Source organism: Mesorhizobium sp. B2-8-1 (genome assembly GCF_006440955.1).
Lineage (GTDB): Bacteria > Pseudomonadota > Alphaproteobacteria > Rhizobiales > Rhizobiaceae > Mesorhizobium.
The window spans coordinates 1-19,021 of sequence record NZ_VFTX01000017.1 but is presented as its reverse complement, the minus strand read 5'-3'; the positions used below and the strand labels follow the sequence as shown (position 1 = coordinate 19,021).

Here is a 19,021-nt window from a genome sequence, read left to right as displayed (position 1 = left end):
TCGCGCCATGACGATGATCTTCGGCATCCCCATCCAGGCCTTTCTCGGGCAGCTGCTGGTCGGGCTGATCAACGGTTCCTTCTATGCGATGCTGAGCCTTGGCCTCGCCGTCATCTTCGGCCTGCTGCGCATCATCAATTTCGCCCACGGCGCGCTCTACATGCTGGGCGCCTTCATCGGTTATCTGCTGCTTGTCCATCTCGGCATCGGCTATTGGCCGGCGCTGATCCTGGTGCCGCTCGCCGTCGGGCTGTTCGGCATTGCGGTCGAGCGTGCAGCGCTCTCGCGGCTCTACCAGCTCGACCCTCTCTACGGCCTGCTCTTCACTTTCGGCCTGGCCTTGGTCATCGAGGGCGTCTTCCGTTATTATTACGGCGTCTCGGGAAATCCCTATGCGGTGCCGGCGCTACTTGCGGGCGGCACCAATCTCGGCTTCATGTTCCTGCCCAACTATCGCGGCTGGGTGGTGCTGGCATCGCTTCTCGTCTGCCTGGGCACATGGCTTTTGATCGAGAAGACCAGGCTTGGCTCCTATCTGCGCGCCGCGACCGAAAATCCAGAACTGGTCCAGGCTTTCGGCGTCAACGTGCCACTGCTTTTGACACTCACCTATGGACTGGGTGCGGCACTTGCCGGTCTTGCCGGGATCCTGGCGGCTCCCGTCTACCAGGTCAGTCCGCTGATGGGGTCGGATCTGATCATCGTCGTCTTCGCCGTCGTCGTGGTCGGCGGCATGGGCTCGATCCTGGGTGCCATCGTCACCGGCTACATGCTCGGCCTCGCCGAGGGCCTAACCAAGGTGTTCTATCCCGAGGCGTCGAACCTTGTCGTCTTCGTCATCATGGCGATCGTGCTTCTACTGCGGCCGGCCGGCCTGTTCGGAAGGGACGCCTGAGATGAGCGAGTTGACGCTTCACGAAAAGCGCGCCGCGGCCTCCGTGCGGCTGGAACGCGCGCTGGTGGCGCTGGCGGTATTGGCGCTCATCGCCGCGCCGTTCTTCGTCTACCCGTTCTTCCTTATGAAGATGCTGTGCTTTGCGCTGTTTGCCTGCGCCTTCAACCTGTTGCTCGGCTACACCGGCCTGTTGTCCTTCGGCCACGCGACCTTCTTCGGTGGCGCCGCCTATTTCTGCGCGCATGCCGTCAAGGTATGGGGCTGGCCGCCAGAGGCAGGCATTCTGCTGGGTACCGCCGGCGCGGCCCTGCTCGGGCTGGTCATGGGCTTCTTCGCTATCCGCCGGCAAGGCATCTATTTCGCCATGATCACGCTGGCGCTGGCGCAGATGTTCTTCTTCTTCTGCGTGCAGGCACCGTTCACGCAAGGCGAGGACGGCATCCAGGGCGTTCCGCGCGGCAACCTCTTCGGCATCATCGATTTGAACGCCACGGTCAACATGTACTATGTCGTGCTGGCCATCTTCCTGATCGGCGTCTTCGCCATTTGGCGGATCATCAACTCGCCGTTCGGCATGATCCTGCGCTCGATCCGCGAGAACGAGAACCGCGCCATCTCGCTCGGCTATTCTGTCGCCAGGTATAAGCTCGCCGCTTTCGTCATGTCGGCCGCACTTGCGGGGCTTGCCGGTGCGGTCAAGGCAATCGTGTTCCAATTCGCGACGCTCACCGACGTGACATGGCAGATGTCGGGCGAGGTGATCCTGATGTCGCTGCTTGGCGGCATCGGCACCATGGTCGGGCCGGTCGTCGGCGCCGGCTTCGTCGTCGGCCTTGAAAACACGCTCGCCACCTCAGGCTTTCCGGTGACCATCGCCACCGGCCTGATATTCATGGTCTGCGTGCTCGTCTTCCGGCGCGGCATCGTCGGCGAATTCCATGCGCGGTTGCCCAGGCCGGCGGACGGTGCAAGTGGTTGATATTCATCCCGTGGCCGATCTCCCTGCTGTCTCCAGCCATGTGGTGGGCAGTCCAGTGAGCAACCGGGAATGCAGCCTGGATGTTTATCGCAGCGCCTGCTTTACAGGCAGGTTTGGTAGCGCTACCGTCTCCGTATCGCGTGACCACATGAAGGTTGGAGGGCCGTCGCCGGGAGAGGTCAGCGGTTCCTTCGAAGAGACGTCGCGGGAATCGTTCGGGAGGAGGATCGATGGCGTCTGTCGCGATTAGCGAGGTTCACAAATCATTCGGGACCGTCGAGGTTCTGCACGGCGTCAGCGTGAACATCGACGATGGCGAATTCGTCACGCTGGTCGGGCCGTCGGGTTGCGGGAAATCAACCCTGCTCAGGATGATCGCGGGCCTGGAAAAGATTTCGCGGGGCGAGATTGCGATTGGCGAACGTGTCGTCAACAACGTTGCGCCGAAGGAACGCGACGTCGCTATGGTCTTCCAGAACTATGCGCTCTACCCGCATATGACCGTCGCCGAGAACATGGCATTCTCGCTCATGCTCAAGGGCGTTTCGAAGGCTGAGAGCGGCGCCGGCGTTCAGCGCGCTGCGGAAATTCTGGGGCTGGTGCCGCTGTTGGCGCGCTATCCCCGCCAGCTTTCCGGCGGACAGCGCCAGCGGGTTGCCATGGGGCGGGCGATCGTGCGCGATCCGGCGGTTTTCCTGTTCGACGAACCGCTGTCCAATCTTGACGCCAAGCTCAGGGTGCAGATGCGCGCCGAGATCAAGGAACTGCACCAGCGCCTGAAAACCACGACGGTCTATGTTACCCACGACCAGATCGAAGCCATGACCATGGCGGACAAGATCGTGGTCATGCATGACGGCATCGTCGAGCAGATCGGGCCGCCGCTGGAACTCTACGACAGGCCGGACAATCTCTTCGTCGCCAGTTTCATCGGCTCGCCCGCCATGAATTTGCTGCGGGGCGAAATCGCGACGAACGGGTCGCCGTCCTTTCGGGGCGCGGGCGGAATTTCCGTGCCGTTGGACGCAGCATCGTCCGTCAAAGGCGGCGAGCCGGTGGTGCTGGGCATACGGCCCGAGCATTTGCGGCTGTCCGATCAGGGCATTGCGGTCACCATCGCGGTGATCGAGCCGACCGGGTCGGAGGTACAGCTCATCGGCCGGACAGCCGGCGGTGAAGAGATCGTGGCCAACTTTCGGGAACGTCATTCCTTCACGCCGGGCGAAACCATCCGGCTCACCGCCGAACCCGGGCTCATTCATCTCTTCCACGGCGAAACCGGGCAGCGGCTTCAAACGCGCAGCAAGCTGTAGAGACCAAAGGGCAAGAGAAACAAACAGGAGGAACGAGCATGAAATTCACCAGACGTGACGTGATCCGCACGACGGCCGGCGCTGCTGCCGGCGTTTTGGGAAGCCGCTTCGCCGGCTCCCCGGCATTCGCCCAGGAGGGGCTGAAGTACAAGCCGGAGGACGGTGCGAAGCTCAGGCTGCTGCGCTGGTCGCCTTTCGTGCAGGGCGACGAGGACCAGTGGCTGAAAAACACCAAGCGGTTCACCGAAGCGACGGGCGTGGAGGTACGTGTCGACAAGGAAAGCTGGGAAGACATTCGCCCCAAGGCAGCGGTCGCCGCCAATGTCGGTTCAGGTCCGGATCTGATGTTCGTCTGGTTCGACGACCCGCATCAGTATCCCGACAAGCTGCACGACGTGACGGAACTGGGCGAGTATCTGGGCTCGAAATATGGCGGCTGGCACGACGGACCAAAGCAATATGCGACCCGGGAAGGCAAATTCATCGGCCTGCCGCTCGCCACCATCGGAAATGCCATCGTCTATCGGGAAAGCTGGGTGAAAGAGGCCGGCTTTTCGGAGTTCCCCAAGGACACGAAAGGCTTCCTCGAACTTTGCAAGGCCCTGCAGGCGAAGGGGCATCCGGCCGGCTTCACGCACGGCCATGGTGTCGGCGACGGCAACAACTACGCGCACTGGCTGCTGTGGAGCCATGGCGGCCAGATGGTCGACGAGAGCGGCAAGGTGACGATCAACAGCCCCGAGACCCTCAAGGCGATCGAATACGCGCAGGAACTCTACAAGACTTTTATTCCAGGCACCGAAAGCTGGCTCGACGTCAACAACAATCGCGCCTTCCTGGCCGGCGAACTCAGTGTGATCGCCAATGGCATTTCCGCCTACAACACGGCCAAGATCAACAAGGACAATGATCCGAAGCTGGCGGAAATGGCCAAAGACATACGCACCACCAACCTGCCGATCGGTCCTGTCGGCAAATCCGTCGAACTATTCCAGGTGACCACAGCCGTCATCTTCGACTACACGCCCTACCCCAACGCGGCCAAAGCCTATCTGCAATTCATGTTCGAGGACCCGCAAATGCCGGACTGGATCACCTCCTCGGCGGGCTACTGCTGCCAGACGCTCAAGGCGTTCGACAACAATCCGGTGTGGACAGCCGATCCGAACAATGCCGCTTACGCCAAGGCTTCGGCGACGCTGCGGCCCAACGGCTATGCCGGGCCGCTCGGCTATGCCTCGGCGGCGACCATGGCCGACTATGTCCTGGTCGACATGTTCGCCAAGGCCGTCACGGGGCAGGCCACGCCCCAGGAGGCAATGGAAGAGGCGGAAAAGCGCGCAAACCGGTATTATCGCGTTTGATCCATGCCAGCTGAGCCTGGCGGCTCTGCCCCGCGCTATCCGACCCTCCGGAAGCGCAGGGCGGCCGCCAGGCCGATCAACGAGAACCTTGCAGGGAGCCCGCCCCATGGCCGTGCCGTTCGTCGCCGCTCAGCCGCGTTCCTCGATGCTGTCGCGCCTGGCCGAGAGCAGGAACGCGCTTGGCTTCGGCTTCATGCTGCCGGCGGCGGCATTGCTGCTTGTCTTCCTGACCTATCCGCTTGGGCTCGGCGTCTGGCTCGGCTTCACCGATGCCCGCATCGGCCGTCCCGGCATCTTCATCGGCATCGAGAACTATGAATATCTGTGGAGCGACGCCGTTTTCTGGCTCTCCGTCTTCAATACCCTGCTCTACACCGTCAGCGCCTCGATCCTGAAATTCGCGCTTGGCCTCTGGCTGGCGCTCATCCTCAATCAGAATCTTCCCTTCAAATCGTTCTTCCGCGCGATTGTCCTGTTGCCGTGGGTGGTGCCGACGGTGCTGTCGGCCATCGCCTTCTGGTGGATTTACGATTCGCAGTTCTCGATCCTGTCCTGGGCACTCCAGCAGATGGGCCTGATCGACCATCGCATCAATTTCCTCGGCGATCCGGAGAACGCACGTGCTTCGGTGATCGCGGCCAATGTCTGGCGCGGCATCCCTTTCGTGGCCATCACGCTGCTTGCCGGCTTGCAGACAATCCCCCAATCGCTTTACGAGGCCGCCACGCTCGACGGCGCCAGCCGCTGGCAATTGTTTCGCCATGTGACGCTGCCGCTGCTCACCCCCATCATCGCGATCACGATGACGTTCTCGGTGCTGTTCACCTTCACGGATTTCCAGCTGATCTATGTGCTGACCCGCGGCGGACCGGTAAATGCCACCCATCTGATGGCGACGCTGTCGTTCCAGCGCGGCATTTCGGGCGGCCAGCTCGGCGAGGGCGCCGCGATCGCGGTCGCCATGATCCCATTCCTCCTTGCCGCGATCCTGTTCAGTTATTTCGGCTTGCAGCGCCGCAAATGGCAGCAGGGGGGCGGAGACTGACATGGCTGCGACCAGGAAGACAAAACAGCCGCAGCTTGACGAAGGCGGCATGGGCTATTTGCAGAGCGTGCCGCGCCGTGTGGTGACGGTCTATCTCCCCCTGCTCGTGTTCGTCATCGTGCTCTTATTCCCGTTCTACTGGATGACCATCACAGCGGTTAAGCCCAATGTCGAAATGACCGACTATGCCAATTTCAACCCGCTCTGGGTCGTGCATCCGACATTGGAGCACATCCGCTATCTTCTCTTCGAGACGTCCTATCCGGGCTGGCTGCTCAACACGATCATCATTTCGACCGCCGCCACTTTCCTGTCGCTGGTGGCGTCGGTTTTCGCGGCCTATGCGATCGAGCGGCTGCGGTTCTCCGGGGCACGGCAGGTCGGCCTCGCGGTGTTCCTCGCCTATCTCGTGCCGCCCTCGATACTGTTCATCCCCTTGTCGGTGATGGTGTTCAACCTCGGGCTTTACGACACACCCTTCGCGCTCATCCTCACCTACCCGACCTTCCTGATCCCCTTCTGCACCTGGCTGCTGATGGGTTACTTCCGCTCCATCCCGTTCGAACTGGAAGAATGTGCGCTCATAGACGGGGCAAGCCGCTGGCAGATCCTGAGCAAGATCGTGCTGCCCCTGTCGGTGCCAGGCCTGATCTCGGCGGGCATATTCGCATTCACCCTGTCATGGAACGAGTTCATCTATGCCTTGACGTTCATCCAGTCGTCCGAAAACAAGACCGTGCCGGTCGGGGTGCTCACCGAACTCGTCCGCTCCGACGTCTATGAGTGGGGTGCCCTGATGGCGGGCGCGCTGATCGGATCCCTGCCGGTCGTCGTGCTTTATTCGTTCTTCGTCGAGCACTATGTCTCCTCGATGACCGGCGCGGTGAAGGAATAGCGCCGCCCCGATGCCGCGGGCGCTTTTCCTGGAATGCCCTAGCCCAGGCTTTTGCCGTAGCGGGCAAAGCTTTCGGCCAGGACGGTCGTGCTCGCACCGGCCCGTTCGGGCCGTTTGTAGATGCCGCCTTCGACGCGGATCGGCTCCTCGAAGTGATCCTTGATCCACGGGATGTATTCGAGGATCGTCGATGCAGGATGGCAGTAGCTCAGATGCACATGCACCTGGCTCATCTCCCCTGCATGCGGAACGACGGGAAGCCGATGCGCCAGTGCCAGGTCCGCGACCTGGATGTATTCGGTTATTCCTCCGAGCCGCGTGACGTCCGGCTGGACGTAGGCGACGGCTCCTGCATCGACGAAGGAGCGGAACGCGTCGATGGTGTAGAGCTGCTCGCCGAGCGCGATCGGGATCGATGTATTGCGCGCGAGCGTCGCGTGGCTGGCGACATCGTCATACCAGAGCGGCTCCTCGAACCAGTAGATATCGAGGTCGCGCGCCAGCGCGCAGAACCGCTGGCAGGTCGGAAGATCCCACTTGCCGTTGCCGTCGATTGCGATCCGGATCCTTGATCCGACACGTTTGCGCACAGCCGCCAGGCGCTCGACGTCGACATTTGGGTCGTCATGGCCGACCTTGATCTTGATGCGTGTGAATCCATCCTCCTCGACGGCTTTCGCGGAGCCGCGCAGCAACGTGTCCAGGTCGAACGAAATCCAGCCGATATCGGTATTGTAAGCCTCCAGGGCATCGGTGCGCGCGCCGCCGAGATAACTCCACAGCGGCAGGCCCGCCCGTTTCGCCTTCAGATCCCACAGCGCGATATCGATTGCAGCCAGCGCCAGATGCGTGATGCCGGCCCGACCGACCCATTGAAGCGAAGGATGGCGCGCAAGCCTGGTCCATAGACGCTGATGATCCGAGGCGTCTTCGCCTACCAGAAGCGGCGCGTAACACTCACCGATGCAGGACGTTATCAGCCGGTCGGCGGCCAGATGGGCATGCGTGCCGGTGAAGCCATAACCTTCCAGCCCATCCGTGGTGACGATCTTCGTACCCACGACACCCCAATGGGTGATGCTGTGGGTCGAGTCCGAAATGGAGTCCGAGGTGAGTGGAAGATGGAGAATGAACGGGCGGACGGAGGCGATTTTCATCTATGACCCTTGGCGGATATGAATTTGTCAATGAAGGAGCTGCGAGAGGAATTCGCGTGCACGCTGATGCTTCGGGGCTGCGAAGAACTCCTTCGGCGTGGCCTCCTCGAGTATCCGGCCCTTGTCCATGAAGACGACCCGGTCGGCCACCTGGCTGGCGAAGCCCATTTCGTGCGTCACACAGATCATCGTCATGCCTTCGGAGGCCAGCGAGACCATGGTGTCGAGCACTTCCTTGACCATTTCCGGATCGAGAGCCGAGGTCGGTTCATCGAAGAGCATGATCTTGGGCTGCATGCAGAGCGCGCGGGCGATCGCGACGCGCTGCTGCTGGCCGCCGGAAAGCTGGGACGGATACTTGTCCGCCTGATCTGCGATCCGAACCTTTTGCAACATCTCCAGCGCTCTCTCTGAAGCGTCCTTGCGGGATTTTCCGAGCACGCGGACCGGCGCCAGCGTACAATTCTCGATTACCTTGAGATGCGGGAAGAGGTTGAACTGCTGGAACACCATGCCGATGTCCCGGCGCGGAACCATACGTCCGTGGGACTTCTCGACCAGCGGTTTGCCGTCGATTTCCACCGAGCCTTGCTGCAGGTCTTCCAAGCCGTTGATGCAGCGGATCAAGGTCGACTTGCCTGAGCCCGACGGCCCGCAGACGACAATCTTTTCGCCCTTCGCCACATCAAGGCTGACGTGATCGAGCGCCTGAAACCCGCCGAACATCTTCACTGCATCGCGCAGTTTCACAAAGGCGCTGCCGTTGGCGTCCATGAACTCCTCCTTGTTGCGAAGTTGGCTTGTAACCCGAAAGATCGAAATCGGAAAATAAAAAATTTTCCATTTTTAATTTTTCTGTTGCGCCGAACCGGAACCTGATCGATGCTTGGGCCATGAGCATGATCAAGACAACATTGGCCGAGCAGGCCTATCAGGAGCTGCGGTCGCGGATCGTCGGCGGCAGACTGGCAGGCGGGCAGCGCCTGTTGCCAAACGAATTGGCGGCGGAACTGGGCATCAGTCCCACGCCTATCAAGGAAGCCTGCCTGCGGCTGGAGGCGGACGGGCTTCTCGTCAATTCCTCCCGGCGCGGCATGGTGGTCCGCAGCTTCAACGAGGAAGCGGTCGAGGAATTATACGCGGCCAGGACACTGCTCGAGAAAGGGGCCGTGGAAGCAGCCTTCGACGCAGAACGGCTCGATGAGGCGCTGCGGGCGAAGCTCCAAGACAGCCTGGAAAACCACAGGCGCTTCGCCAAGGGATCGTCGCTCGACGATCTGGCGAAGGCGCTCTTCCATGACCGGGCCTTCCACAGTTCGCTCGTCGGCGCCGCGGGGATCCCGATGATCTCCGAGGCCCATTCCCGCATTGTCGGCCAGACGCATACGGTCTTCGTCTCGATTCCAGGCGATTACAGCCGCTCGGTCGAGGAGCACCAAAATATTCTCGATGCCATCATCGCCGGCAAGAAGAGCCAGATCCTCGCGGCGCTGCAGCGACACCTCGAGAGAAGCCGGCAGAACACCTTGCGCCAGGTGAAAGTCCTTGCGCGAGCGATCGAACCGAACCTTGTTTAAAGACCGGGGACGAGTGTGGAGTACCTAGATTTTTCCGGGACATTCGCGCGCGGCGACCTGTTCGTGCACGCCGCCATGCTGACCGTCGGCCTGTCGGCCGCCGCGCTGGTTCTGGGCATGTGCGTCGGCATCGTCGGCGCCCTGATGAGACTTTCGAGCTCGAAAGTCCTCTCCTCAATCGCGGCCGCCTATGTGGAGATCATCCGCAACACGCCGTTTCTGGTGCAGATCTATATCGTCTATTTCGGCCTGCCCTCGGTCGGCATCCGCATTTCCGAAGTGACGGCGGCCATCCTCTCCCTGACGCTCTACGCGGGCGCCTATATCACCGAGATCGTCCGTGCCGGTATCCAGACGATCGGCAAGGGACAGCGGGAGGCGGCGCACACGCTTGGCATGTCACCGTATCTCACCTTCCGCTATGTCGTTCTGCTGCCGGCGATTTCAGCGATCTTCCCGGCACTGACCAGCCAGTTCATCCTGATCATGCTGGCCTCCAGCGTCGTTTCCGTCATCTCCGTCCCGGAACTGACCGGCGTCGCCAATGACGTGCAGGGCCTGACCTTCAGAAGCCTGGAAGCCTATCTCGTGGTCGCGGCCATCTACCTTGTCCTGACGGCTGCATTCAAAGGCGTCTTCGCGCTGATTGACCGCGCCCTCTTCTCCTTCCGCTTTGCAGGGCGATGACGATGTTCCAGACATTCAACCTCCATCATGTCGGGTTTCTGCTGCAATGTGGGACGTGGACGGTCGCCCTCTCGGGAATTGCGCTTGCAGGCGGCGCCATCGGCGGATCGATTATCGCCCTCATGCGCCTCTCCCGTTTCGCCTGGCTGCGCTGGATCGCACAGGCCTACATCTATGTCATCCAGGGAACGCCCCTGCTCGTCATTCTCTTCATCGCCTATTTCGGCGTCGCCAATCTCGGCTATGACCTTCCGGCGATCTACGCGGCCGGCCTTGGATTTACGCTCTACAGCAGCGCGTTCCTCGGCGAGATCTGGCGCGGGTCGATCCAGTCGATCAACAAGGGGCAATGGGAAGCGTCGTTCGTGCTGGCGCTTGGCTGGCGGCACACGATGACCGACGTCATCATCCCGCAGGCGCTTCGCGTCGCCATTCCTCCGACGGTCGGCTTCTCCGTTCAGGTCGTCAAGAACACCGCGCTTGCTTCGGTCGTCGGCTTCATCGAACTGACGAGAGCAGGACAGATCGTCTCCAGCGCCACGTTCCAGCCGCTGCCCGTCTATCTGACGGTCGCGGCCATCTACTTCGGCATCTGCTCCATACTGTCCCATGCCAGCCGCCGCCTGGAGTGCCGCCTGCACCAGGCAGCCAACTGAAGATCCGGTTCATCACACCAGGGAGGAAAGTATCATGCTATTGAAGAGACTTGCTGTCGGGCTCGCCGCCATGCTGGCGATGATATTGCCCGCGAAGGCCGAGAGCACGCTGGACGCCATCGTACAGCGCGGCACCATCAATGTCGGCGTGGGCCTTGGAACGCCGCCTTATGGCCTGATGGACAGCAGCATGCAGCCCGCCGGCTATGACGTGTCCGTAGCAAAGGCAATCGCCCGCGATCTCGGCGTCAAGGTCAACATCGTCGACACGACGGCAGCCAACCGCATCCCGAACCTGACTTCGGGCAAGCTCGACATCGTGATCTATTCGTTCTCGATCACCGCCGAGCGCGCCAAGGCCATCGCGTTCACCAACACGTACTATGTCGACCAGCAGGTCTATGTCGGTCCCGCCGACCAGCCGATCACCAAGATCGAGGATCTGGCCGGCAGGAAGATCGGCGTGACGCGGGCCAGCACGAACGACATCGTCATGACCAAAAAGGCCGTCGAAGGCGCACAGATCCAGCGCTATGACGATGACGCGTCGACATCCCAGGCGCTGTTCGCAGGCCAAGTCGAAGGCATCGTGACCAGCGGCGCGCTGCCCGCGCCGTCGAGGAGCACGATCCCAACCTCAAGAAGCAGTTCGTCGTGGCGCAGGCGCCGATGGGCATAGGCCTGCGCCGCAACGACCCGGACTTCCTGCACTGGCTGAACACGGAGCTCTTCATGCTCCAGTCTACAGGTGAGCTGCAGGCCCTGCAGAAAAAATGGATGGGTGTCCAAGTCGACCTGCCCCGCTTCTGAGAATGACTGGATCCGGGACTCCCCCGGATCCACACATGCCGCTGCGATCGGTTTATCGAAGGTTTTTCCATGAAAATCACGGATGTGAAGGTGCGCTGCTGCCAGCGCAAACCAGGCGATTTTGCCGCCAGCGCGTTTCGAACCGGGGATTTCGCGAAGTTCGAATTTCTCACCGTCACCATGGCGACGGATACCGGGCTCGAGGCAACCGCCTTCGGGTTCGCCGGTCGTTCGGCGGCGGGCGCCGGCAGGCTGATTGCCGACACGCTGCGTCCGTTCTTCATCGGCCGTGACCCGCTCGACCGGGAAAAGGCATGGCACGATTTCCGGGTGGCCGACCGCTGGTGGGGCCACTTGCCGATCTATGCCTACGGACCATTCGACACCTGCCTCTGGCTGCTGTCGGCCACCGCCGCCGGGCAGCCTCTCTACAAATATCTCGGCGCCTTCCGCGAACGCGTGCCGGTCTATGGCAGCTCGATGATCCTGTCGGGGCCGCAGGACTATGTGAAAGAGGCGCTGCGCGCCAAAGCCGAAGGGTTGCGGGCCTACAAGCTCCATACACCGGGACTCGACCTCGACTACGACATCGACGTCCATCGCCAGGTCCGCGCCGCCGTCGGGCCGGATTTCACGCTGATGTCGGACCCGGTCTCGATGTTCAATCTCGAGCAGTCGATCCGCTTCGGCCGCGAGCTGGAAAGGCTCGACTTCTACTGGCTGGAAGAGCCTTTATACGACGAGGACGTGCATTCGCTGCGGGAGCTCGCCCGCACCCTCGAAATCCCGCTCGTCGGGACAGAAGTCCTTGCGAAGCACCCTTACAGCATCGCCGAATGCATCTCGACGCGTGTCGTCGATCGCGTCCGGGCAGACGTTTCCTGGACGGGCGGCGTCACGGGCGTCATGAAGACGGCCCGCCTCGCCGAAGCCTTCGGCGTCAATTGCGAGATCCATACCGCCATCTTCCACCCGATGGAGATCGTCAACCTGCATTGCGCCGCGGCGATCAAGAACTGCGACTTCTTCGAAGTGCTCTATCCAATGGAGAACTTCGCCTTCGGCCTCAAGCAGCCGCTGCCGATCAAGGACGGCTACGCCGCGCCGCCGTCAGCCCCCGGCCTCGGGGTCGAGATCGACTGGGATGCCATCGACAACAGCACGATCTGTGAGGCCTGAGCGCCATGATGAAAGCTGTCTGCCTCGAGGAACCCGGCAAGATCTCGCTGGTCGAATTGCCCGAACCAAAACCGGGCCCGGGCGAAGTCGCGGTGCGGATGGAGTATGTGGGGTATTGCGGTTCCGACCTGACGTCGTTTCGCGGCCTCAATCCGCTGATCTCCTACCCGCGCGTCCTGGGCCATGAAATCTCCGGCACCATCTCGGCGCTCGGCGACGGCGTCAGCGCGCTTGCGGTCGGCCAGTCCGTGACTATTCTTCCCTATTTCAATTGCGGCAGGTGCCATGCCTGCCGCCTTGGCAGGCCGAACGCCTGCAAGGACAACCGGACGATGGGCGTCCAGCGCGAGGGCGCGATGGCCTCGATCATCGTCGTTCCCGCGGGCAAGATCATTCCGGTCGAGGGCATGCGCCAGCGGGACCTCGCGCTGATCGAGCCGCTTGCCGTCGGCTTCCATGCGGTCCGCCGCTCCGAGCTTTCGGCTGGAGAAACCGTCGTCATCCTTGGCTGCGGCGTCATCGGGCTCGGCGCCTTGCTCGGCGCTGTCAGGCGGGGCTCACGCGTGATCGCAGTGGACCTTAGCGCCGACAAACTCGCCGTTGCCAGGGCGCTCGGCGCCACTGACATCATCGATGCGTCGCGCGAAGATGTCCTGGCACATGTCCTGGAACTGACCGACGGGGACGGTCCGCAGGTCGTCATCGAGGCGGTCGGCGCGGATGCGACCTTTCGGCAGGCGATCGATCTCGTGGCGTCCTGCGGCCGGGTCGTCTATGTCGGCTACGCCAAGAACAAGATCGCTTACGACACCAAGTTCTTCCTGCTCAAGGAGATGGATATCCGCGGGTCGCGCGGCTCCGAGATCGCCGATTTCCACGATGTTATCGGCTATCTGAAGCAACATCGGGACGCCGGCGACCGCATCGTCTCACGCGTCGTGCCAATCGAGGAAGCCGGTGCGGCCATGCAAGCCTGGGACAAGAGCCCCGGAGGCTTCACCAAGATCGTCGTCCGGATCGAAGCGAAGGAAGACGCATGAGCATCAAGGATATCTTCGGGCTGGAGGGGCAGCATGCGCTGGTGACCGGCGGCGGAAGCGGTCTCGGCCTTGCGATCGCCACCTGTTTCGTCGAAGCCGGCGCCAAGGTGACGATCGTCGGCACCAACGCCGCGAAGCTCGCTGCCGCCTGCGAGACGCTGGGGCCTTCCGCCACGAGCCATGTCTTCGACGTGACCGACACTGCCGGTGCCACGGGTTTCGCCAGCGAGGTGGCAAAAAAATCCGGACGCGTCTCGATCCTCGTCAACAATGCCGGCAACACGGTCAAGAAGCCGCTCGGCGAGATGAGCGTCGAGGCTTTCAATTCGGTGCTGAACGTCCATGTCGGCGGCGCCTTCGCCCTCTCGCGCGCCTTCCTGCCGCAGGTGACGGAAGCAAGGGGCAGCATTCTTTTCACCGCCTCGATGAGCTCTTTCCTCGGCATTCCCAACGTGATCGGCTATTCGGCGGCGAAAGCCGCCTATGTCGGCATGGTGAGGGCGCTCGCGACCGAACTTGCGCCCAGCGGGATACGCGTCAACGGTGTGGCACCAGGCTGGATCGACACCGCGCTTCTACGCCAGGCCACCGCAGCCGATCCGGAAAGGGCGCGCAAGATCAACAGCCGCATTCCCATGGGTCGTTTCGGCGAGGGCGCCGATATCGGCTGGGCCATGACCTATCTCGCCTCACGCGCCTCAGCCTATGTGACCGGCCATATACTGGTGGTCGACGGCGGCGCGCTGCACGGCTTCTGACACCATAGTTTTTCGAGGGAGAAAACAGATGACGACCGATACTGACAAGGCGATCTTCGAAGTCATCCGCAAGGAACTCTTCACGGCCGTCGTCGGCGACGTGCTCGATGTAATGGGCCACCGCCGGCAGTTCCTGCCGGCCGGGATCGTGCCGTTGCAGCCGGAGATGAAAGTCATCGGCCGCGCGATGCCGGTGCTGGAGGCGGACGTGTTTTCCGGCGGTTCGCCGGATGCGCACGGTCCGCTCGCGAACAAACCGTTCGGCCTCATGATGGAAGCGCTGGACAGCCTGACGGAGAACGATGTCTACATCGCCAGCGGCTCCTCCTTCCGCTACGCGCTGTGGGGCGGGCTGATGTCCACCAGGGCCCAGAAGCTGAAGGCTGCCGGCGCCGTCCTCAACGGCTATATCCGCGACTCCTGGGAAATCGAAAAGCTCGGCTTTTCGGTCTTCTCGCGCGGCATCTATGCCCAAGACCAGGGCCCGCGAGGCAAGGTGATCGACTATGGCTGCCCAATCGAGATCGAAGGCATCCTGGTAACGCCCGGCGACCTGATCTTCGGCGACCGCGAGGGCGTGCTTGTGATCCCGCGCGAGGCGGAAAAGGAAGCGATCGAGCGCGCGATCGAGAAGGTCAGCACAGAGAACAAGGTCGCAACCGCGATCCGCGACGGCATGAGCGCCTGCGAAGCCTTCCGTACCTTCGGCGTCATGTGAGCCGACGATGGACGATCCTCGTCTGCTCCTGCTCTGCGATCACGACAATGTGCTGGTCGCCTGCCGGCGCATCGAAGCCGGTGAGACCATCATCGTCGGCGGCGAGTCGCGCATTCTGATCAAGGCCGTGGAGCTCGGCCACAAGCTGGCGCGGCTGCCGATCGCCCCGGGGATGAAGGTCATCAAATACGGCGTCCCGATCGGCTCGGCGACGCGGTCGATCGGACCCGGCGAGCACGTCCATATTCACAATCTGAAGAGCGACTACACCAAAACGCACGTAATAACGGAGACCGGATCATGAACGGCGAACAGTCCACCATCCTCGGCTATCTCAGGCCGGACGGTCGCAAGGGCATCCGCAACATTGTGATCGTGGCCTATCTGGTAGAGTGCGCGCATCATGTCGGTCGCGAAATTGTCTCCCATTTCCGCGGCAGGGACGTGCATCTGATCGGCTTTCCAGGCTGCTTTCCCAATCCCTATGCGCAGCGGATGATGGAGCGTCTGTGTACGCATCCCAATGTCGCCGCGGTACTGCTGCTGTCACTGGGATGCGAAAGCTTCAACAAATTCTCGCTCGCCCGCACCGTCGAGGCAAGCGGACGGCCGGTGGCCACGCTGACGATCCAGGAAAACGGCGGTACTTTGTCGACGATTTCCGACGGCATCGAATGGGTCGGGCAACGCCTGCAAGAGCTGGGCGCGGTCGCGAGAGTGCCAATGGATGCGAGTGAACTTATCGTCGGCACGATCTGCGGCGGGTCGGACGGCACCAGCGGCATGACCGGCAATCCCGCCGCCGGCCTTGCCTTCGATCGACTGGTCCGTGCGGGAGCAGCCTGTATTTTCGAGGAGACCGGCGAGCTGATCGGCTGCGAAGAGATCATGGCGAGCCGTGCCGTGACGCCTGAACTCGGCGTCGAGCTGCGCGCCTCCGTGGCAAAGGCAGCGCAATACTACGCGACGCTAGGCTATGGCAGTTTCGCTCCGGGCAATGCCGATGGCGGCCTATCCACCATCGAGGAGAAATCGATGGGTGCCTATGCCAAATCGGGCTCGTCGCCGATTTCGGGCCTCATCAAGCCGGGCGACATTCCCCCTGGCGGCGGACTCTACCTGATGGATGTCGTGCCGGACGGGGACGTGCGTTTTGGCTTCCCCAACATCTCGGACAATGCCGAGATCGTGGAGCTCATCGCTTCCGGTTGTCACCTCACGCTCTTCGTCACCGGCCGCGGTTCGGTCTCGGGGTCGGCGGTCGCACCGGTCATAAAGATCTGCGCCAATCCCGAAACATACCGTCGCCTGTCGGGCGACATGGACGTCGATGCCGGACGTATCCTCGAAGGGGCCGCCACCTTGTCGGATGTCGGCGACGAAATCTTCAATCTGGTTCTTGCTGTCGCCAATGGCCATGCGACGAAATCCGAACAACTCGGGCACCGCGAATTCATCCTGACCTACAAGACTTTCGAACCGATCGGTCCCGCATGTCTGCCGGGCGCACAGCCAAAGGCTGGTCACCGAAGCTGAAGCCGCCGACGTTTGCCGTGTGCCTGCGAGCGCTGTTTGCGTCTGTGCTGAAGCGGCGCGATCCTTGACCAGCGCAGGAGCAAATGCATGGCGGGCCGAACAATCTGGCGACAAGCTCACTCGTTTTGTTTGAAGCGCGGCACGCCGAAACGGATTCATGCGAGCCGCTTAGGTCTTGTTTTGCATGTCGCTACATCGAACCGAGGTTGCTTGGGCAACGTGCATTGGAAACGAGGTGCGCAAAAAAGGGTCGCGGCAAACCAGCATTGGGCTGGCGGCTCGCAACCGCCTCACCCCCATGCGGACAATTCAAATCAGCGGGCCTGCGTCAGCCATACGCCGCTTCCTGATATCTGGGGGAAGCGTCTTCTCGTTTTGGCGAGGGTTCTGTTCCGCCGGCGCGAATGAGCTGCCTGCCTGATCCGAAAAAAACAGCTTCCAGCGGCCCGGGCGGAACGCTACCCGGCTCTTCTGCGCCGCGGGATGGTCGACGGGCAGCTCGATCTCGACGCGCTGGCGTTCGCCGCCGATCTCGAGTTCCACCCGGCGGGTGCCGGCGACGCGGCGGCTGGCGACCACCGTGCCGGCGATGCAGCCAGAGCAGCCGCTCAGCAATTCGACGTCGTGCGGGCGGAAGTACAGCCTGGCGTTGCCGCTGGCGGCCTCCGGCGCCGACAGCCCGATCGGGCGATCGGCGAGCCAGACCTCGCCATTCTCGACCTTGACGGGAAGCGAGCTCGATTCGCCGATGAAGCCATAGACGAAGGGCGAATTCGGCCTGTCATAGATGTCGTCGGCGGTGCCGACCTGCTCGATGCGGCCCTGGCTCATCACCACGACGCGGTCGGCAAGCTCCAGCGCCTCTTCCTGGTCGTGGGTGACGAAGACGGTGGTGTGGCCGGTGGCGTCATGGATGTCGCGCAGCCAGCGGCGCAGTTCCCGGCGCACCTGCGCATCGAGCGCGCCGAACGGCTCGTCGAGCAGAAGCACTTTGGGTTCGATCGCCATGGCGCGGGCCAGCGCGACGCGCTGGCGCTGGCCGCCGGAAAGCTGCGCCGGATAGCGCTTTTCCAGGCCCGAGAGCTGGACCAGGTCGAGCAGCTCGGAGGCGCGGCGGCGGATTTCCTGCGCCGGCGGCCGCGTCGAGCCCTGCCGGACCTTGAGGCCGAAGCCGATATTGTCCGAGACCGTCATGTGCCGGAACAGCGCGTAGTGCTGGAAGACGAAGCCGACATTGCGCTCCTGGATCGATTTGTGCGAGGCGTCCTCGTCGCCGAAGAAGATCTTGCCGCGCGTCGGCCGCTCCAGCCCGGCAATCAGCCGCAGCAGCGTCGTCTTGCCCGAGCCCGACGGCCCCAGCAACGCGATCAGCTCGCCCGACTTGATGTCGAGCGACACGTCATGGAGCGCGGGAAACCGCTCGAACTCCTTGCGCACATTGGCAACGCGAACTTCCATCTAAAAAACCTTCTAGTGGCCACGCGCGGCGGCGATCTCGGCGCCGTAACGCATCTCGAGCAGTGTCTTCAGGACCAGCGTCACCAGCGCCAGGCCGGCCAGCAGCGAGGCGACGGCAAAGGCGCCGACGGCGTTGTATTCATTGTAGAGGATCTCGACATGCAGCGGCATGGTGTTGGTCAGGCCGCGTATGTGGCCCGACACCACCGAGACCGCGCCGAACTCGCCCATGGCGCGCGCATTGCACAAGAGCACGCCGTAAAGCAGCCCCCATTTGACGTTGGGCAGCGTCACATACCAGAAGGCCTGCCAGCCATTGGCGCCAAGCGACAGCGCGGCCTCCTCGTCGCCATTGCCCTGCTCCTGCATCAGCGGGATCAGCTCGCGGGCCACGAAGGGGAAGGTGACGAAGATGGTGGCCAGCACAATGCCGGGCACGGCGAACAGGATGACGATGCCGTGCGCCTTCAGCCAGGCGCCGAGCAGCCCCTGGGCGCCGAACAGAAGCACATAGACCAGGCCCGAGATGACCGGCGAGACCGAGAACGGCAGGTCGATCAGCGTGGTCAGGAAGGCCTTGCCCTTGAACTCGAACTTGGCGATCGCCCAGGCGGCCGAGATGCCGAAGACGACATTGAGCGGCACCGAGATCGCCGCCACCAGCAGCGTCAGCCGGATCGCCGAGCGCGTATCGGTATTGCCGAGCGCCTCGGTGTAGGCGCCGACGCCCTTGGCGAAGGCTTCGTTGAAGACGATGATCAGCGGCAACAGCAGGAAGATGCCGAGGAAGGCGAAGGCGATCGCCATCAGCACGGCCTGCGCCGGGCGGCTTTCGGTCACCGCCGCCGAGCGGCTGTCGTGATGCGGCTCGTAGGATTTGATCTCCGGATCAGCCATAGCGCTTGCGGCTCCATGTCTGCGCCAGGTTGACGATGAGCAGCATCAGGAACGACA

General features: G+C 62.4%; 21 protein-coding genes. 17 read left to right on the top strand and 4 right to left on the bottom strand.

The window, feature by feature from the left end; translation table 11 throughout:
- Positions 1-7 precede the first annotated feature (7 nt).
- From FJ428_RS29445 to FJ428_RS29420, 6 genes are all read left to right on the top strand, one after another.
- A complete protein-coding gene (locus FJ428_RS29445) occupies positions 8-895 on the top strand; it encodes a branched-chain amino acid ABC transporter permease (RefSeq protein ID WP_140514993.1) in 888 nt (295 codons plus the stop codon).
- Between the two features lies 1 nt (position 896).
- Positions 897-1,874: a branched-chain amino acid ABC transporter permease gene (locus FJ428_RS29440; protein WP_140524816.1), complete on the top strand. Its 978-nt coding sequence runs from the start codon at positions 897-899 to the stop codon at positions 1,872-1,874.
- A gap of 230 nt (positions 1,875-2,104) precedes the next feature.
- Complete coding sequence (gene ugpC, locus FJ428_RS29435; protein WP_140524817.1) at positions 2,105-3,187, top strand: sn-glycerol-3-phosphate ABC transporter ATP-binding protein UgpC; 1,083 nt, start codon at positions 2,105-2,107, stop codon at positions 3,185-3,187.
- Between the two features lie 38 nt (positions 3,188-3,225).
- The gene (locus tag FJ428_RS29430; RefSeq protein WP_140498408.1) at positions 3,226-4,551 is read left to right on the top strand and encodes an ABC transporter substrate-binding protein; all 1,326 of its coding nucleotides are present in this window, start codon (positions 3,226-3,228) and stop codon (positions 4,549-4,551) included.
- Between the two features lie 106 nt (positions 4,552-4,657).
- A complete protein-coding gene (locus FJ428_RS29425) occupies positions 4,658-5,596 on the top strand; it encodes a sugar ABC transporter permease (protein WP_140649899.1) in 939 nt (312 codons plus the stop codon).
- 1 nt (position 5,597) lies between these two features.
- On the top strand, positions 5,598-6,491 hold the full coding sequence (locus tag FJ428_RS29420) for a carbohydrate ABC transporter permease (RefSeq protein WP_140498410.1): 894 nt from the start codon (positions 5,598-5,600) through the stop codon (positions 6,489-6,491).
- Between the two features lie 38 nt (positions 6,492-6,529).
- Here the strand turns inward: FJ428_RS29420 and FJ428_RS29415 are convergent, their stop codons facing one another.
- Together FJ428_RS29415 and FJ428_RS29410 are read right to left on the bottom strand one after the other, a co-directional pair.
- Positions 6,530-7,648, bottom strand: coding sequence for a mandelate racemase/muconate lactonizing enzyme family protein (locus tag FJ428_RS29415; RefSeq protein WP_140880735.1), 1,119 nt, complete (start codon positions 7,646-7,648; stop codon positions 6,530-6,532).
- Between the two features lie 27 nt (positions 7,649-7,675).
- Positions 7,676-8,422: an amino acid ABC transporter ATP-binding protein gene (locus FJ428_RS29410; protein ID WP_140880733.1), complete on the bottom strand. Its 747-nt coding sequence runs from the start codon at positions 8,420-8,422 to the stop codon at positions 7,676-7,678.
- Positions 8,423-8,541: 119 nt separating this feature from the next.
- Between FJ428_RS29410 and FJ428_RS29405 the strand changes: the two genes are divergently transcribed.
- From FJ428_RS29405 to FJ428_RS29355, 11 genes are all read left to right on the top strand, one after another.
- Positions 8,542-9,225 (top strand): GntR family transcriptional regulator, encoded by a 684-nt coding sequence (locus tag FJ428_RS29405; RefSeq protein WP_140566402.1) that lies wholly within the window; start codon positions 8,542-8,544, stop codon positions 9,223-9,225.
- Between the two features lie 15 nt (positions 9,226-9,240).
- Positions 9,241-9,912, top strand: coding sequence for an amino acid ABC transporter permease (locus FJ428_RS29400; RefSeq protein WP_140649900.1), 672 nt, complete (start codon positions 9,241-9,243; stop codon positions 9,910-9,912).
- A 2-nt stretch (positions 9,913-9,914) separates the two neighbouring features.
- Entirely contained in the window at positions 9,915-10,568 is a 654-nt protein-coding gene (locus FJ428_RS29395) for an amino acid ABC transporter permease (RefSeq protein ID WP_140880731.1), read from the top strand.
- Positions 10,569-10,602: 34 nt separating this feature from the next.
- Positions 10,603-11,247, top strand: a complete 645-nt coding sequence (locus FJ428_RS29390; RefSeq protein WP_181167434.1) for a transporter substrate-binding domain-containing protein — start codon at positions 10,603-10,605, stop codon at positions 11,245-11,247.
- Positions 11,223-11,378, top strand: a complete 156-nt coding sequence (locus tag FJ428_RS30920) for a transporter substrate-binding domain-containing protein (protein WP_181167433.1) — start codon at positions 11,223-11,225, stop codon at positions 11,376-11,378. Before FJ428_RS29390 ends, FJ428_RS30920 begins: the two co-directional genes overlap by 25 nt.
- 69 nt (positions 11,379-11,447) lie before the next feature.
- Positions 11,448-12,557, top strand: a complete 1,110-nt coding sequence (locus FJ428_RS29380; protein ID WP_140498417.1) for an enolase C-terminal domain-like protein — start codon at positions 11,448-11,450, stop codon at positions 12,555-12,557.
- A gap of 5 nt (positions 12,558-12,562) precedes the next feature.
- Complete coding sequence (locus tag FJ428_RS29375; RefSeq protein ID WP_140880725.1) at positions 12,563-13,597, top strand: zinc-binding alcohol dehydrogenase family protein; 1,035 nt, start codon at positions 12,563-12,565, stop codon at positions 13,595-13,597.
- A complete protein-coding gene (locus tag FJ428_RS29370) occupies positions 13,594-14,355 on the top strand; it encodes an SDR family oxidoreductase (RefSeq protein ID WP_140514976.1) in 762 nt (253 codons plus the stop codon). The genes FJ428_RS29375 and FJ428_RS29370 overlap by 4 nt, the downstream gene beginning before the upstream one ends.
- Before the next feature lie 28 nt (positions 14,356-14,383).
- Positions 14,384-15,073 carry an RraA family protein gene (locus tag FJ428_RS29365; RefSeq protein WP_140498420.1) on the top strand — a complete coding sequence of 230 codons (690 nt, stop codon included), beginning with the start codon at positions 14,384-14,386 and terminating at the stop codon, positions 15,071-15,073.
- Between the two features lie 7 nt (positions 15,074-15,080).
- A complete protein-coding gene (locus tag FJ428_RS29360) occupies positions 15,081-15,377 on the top strand; it encodes a UxaA family hydrolase (protein ID WP_140880723.1) in 297 nt (98 codons plus the stop codon).
- On the top strand, positions 15,374-16,609 hold the full coding sequence (locus FJ428_RS29355; protein WP_140560378.1) for a UxaA family hydrolase: 1,236 nt from the start codon (positions 15,374-15,376) through the stop codon (positions 16,607-16,609). The genes FJ428_RS29360 and FJ428_RS29355 overlap by 4 nt, the downstream gene beginning before the upstream one ends.
- A 309-nt stretch (positions 16,610-16,918) precedes the next feature.
- On the opposite strand, the gene FJ428_RS29350 is transcribed toward FJ428_RS29355, so the two are convergent.
- Positions 16,919-18,067 carry a sulfate/molybdate ABC transporter ATP-binding protein gene (locus FJ428_RS29350; RefSeq protein ID WP_140514972.1) on the bottom strand — a complete coding sequence of 383 codons (1,149 nt, stop codon included), beginning with the start codon at positions 18,065-18,067 and terminating at the stop codon, positions 16,919-16,921.
- Between the two features lie 12 nt (positions 18,068-18,079).
- Positions 18,080-18,964, bottom strand: coding sequence for a sulfate ABC transporter permease subunit CysW (gene cysW, locus FJ428_RS29345; RefSeq protein WP_140686711.1), 885 nt, complete (start codon positions 18,962-18,964; stop codon positions 18,080-18,082).
- Between the last annotated feature and the right edge of the window lie 57 nt (positions 18,965-19,021).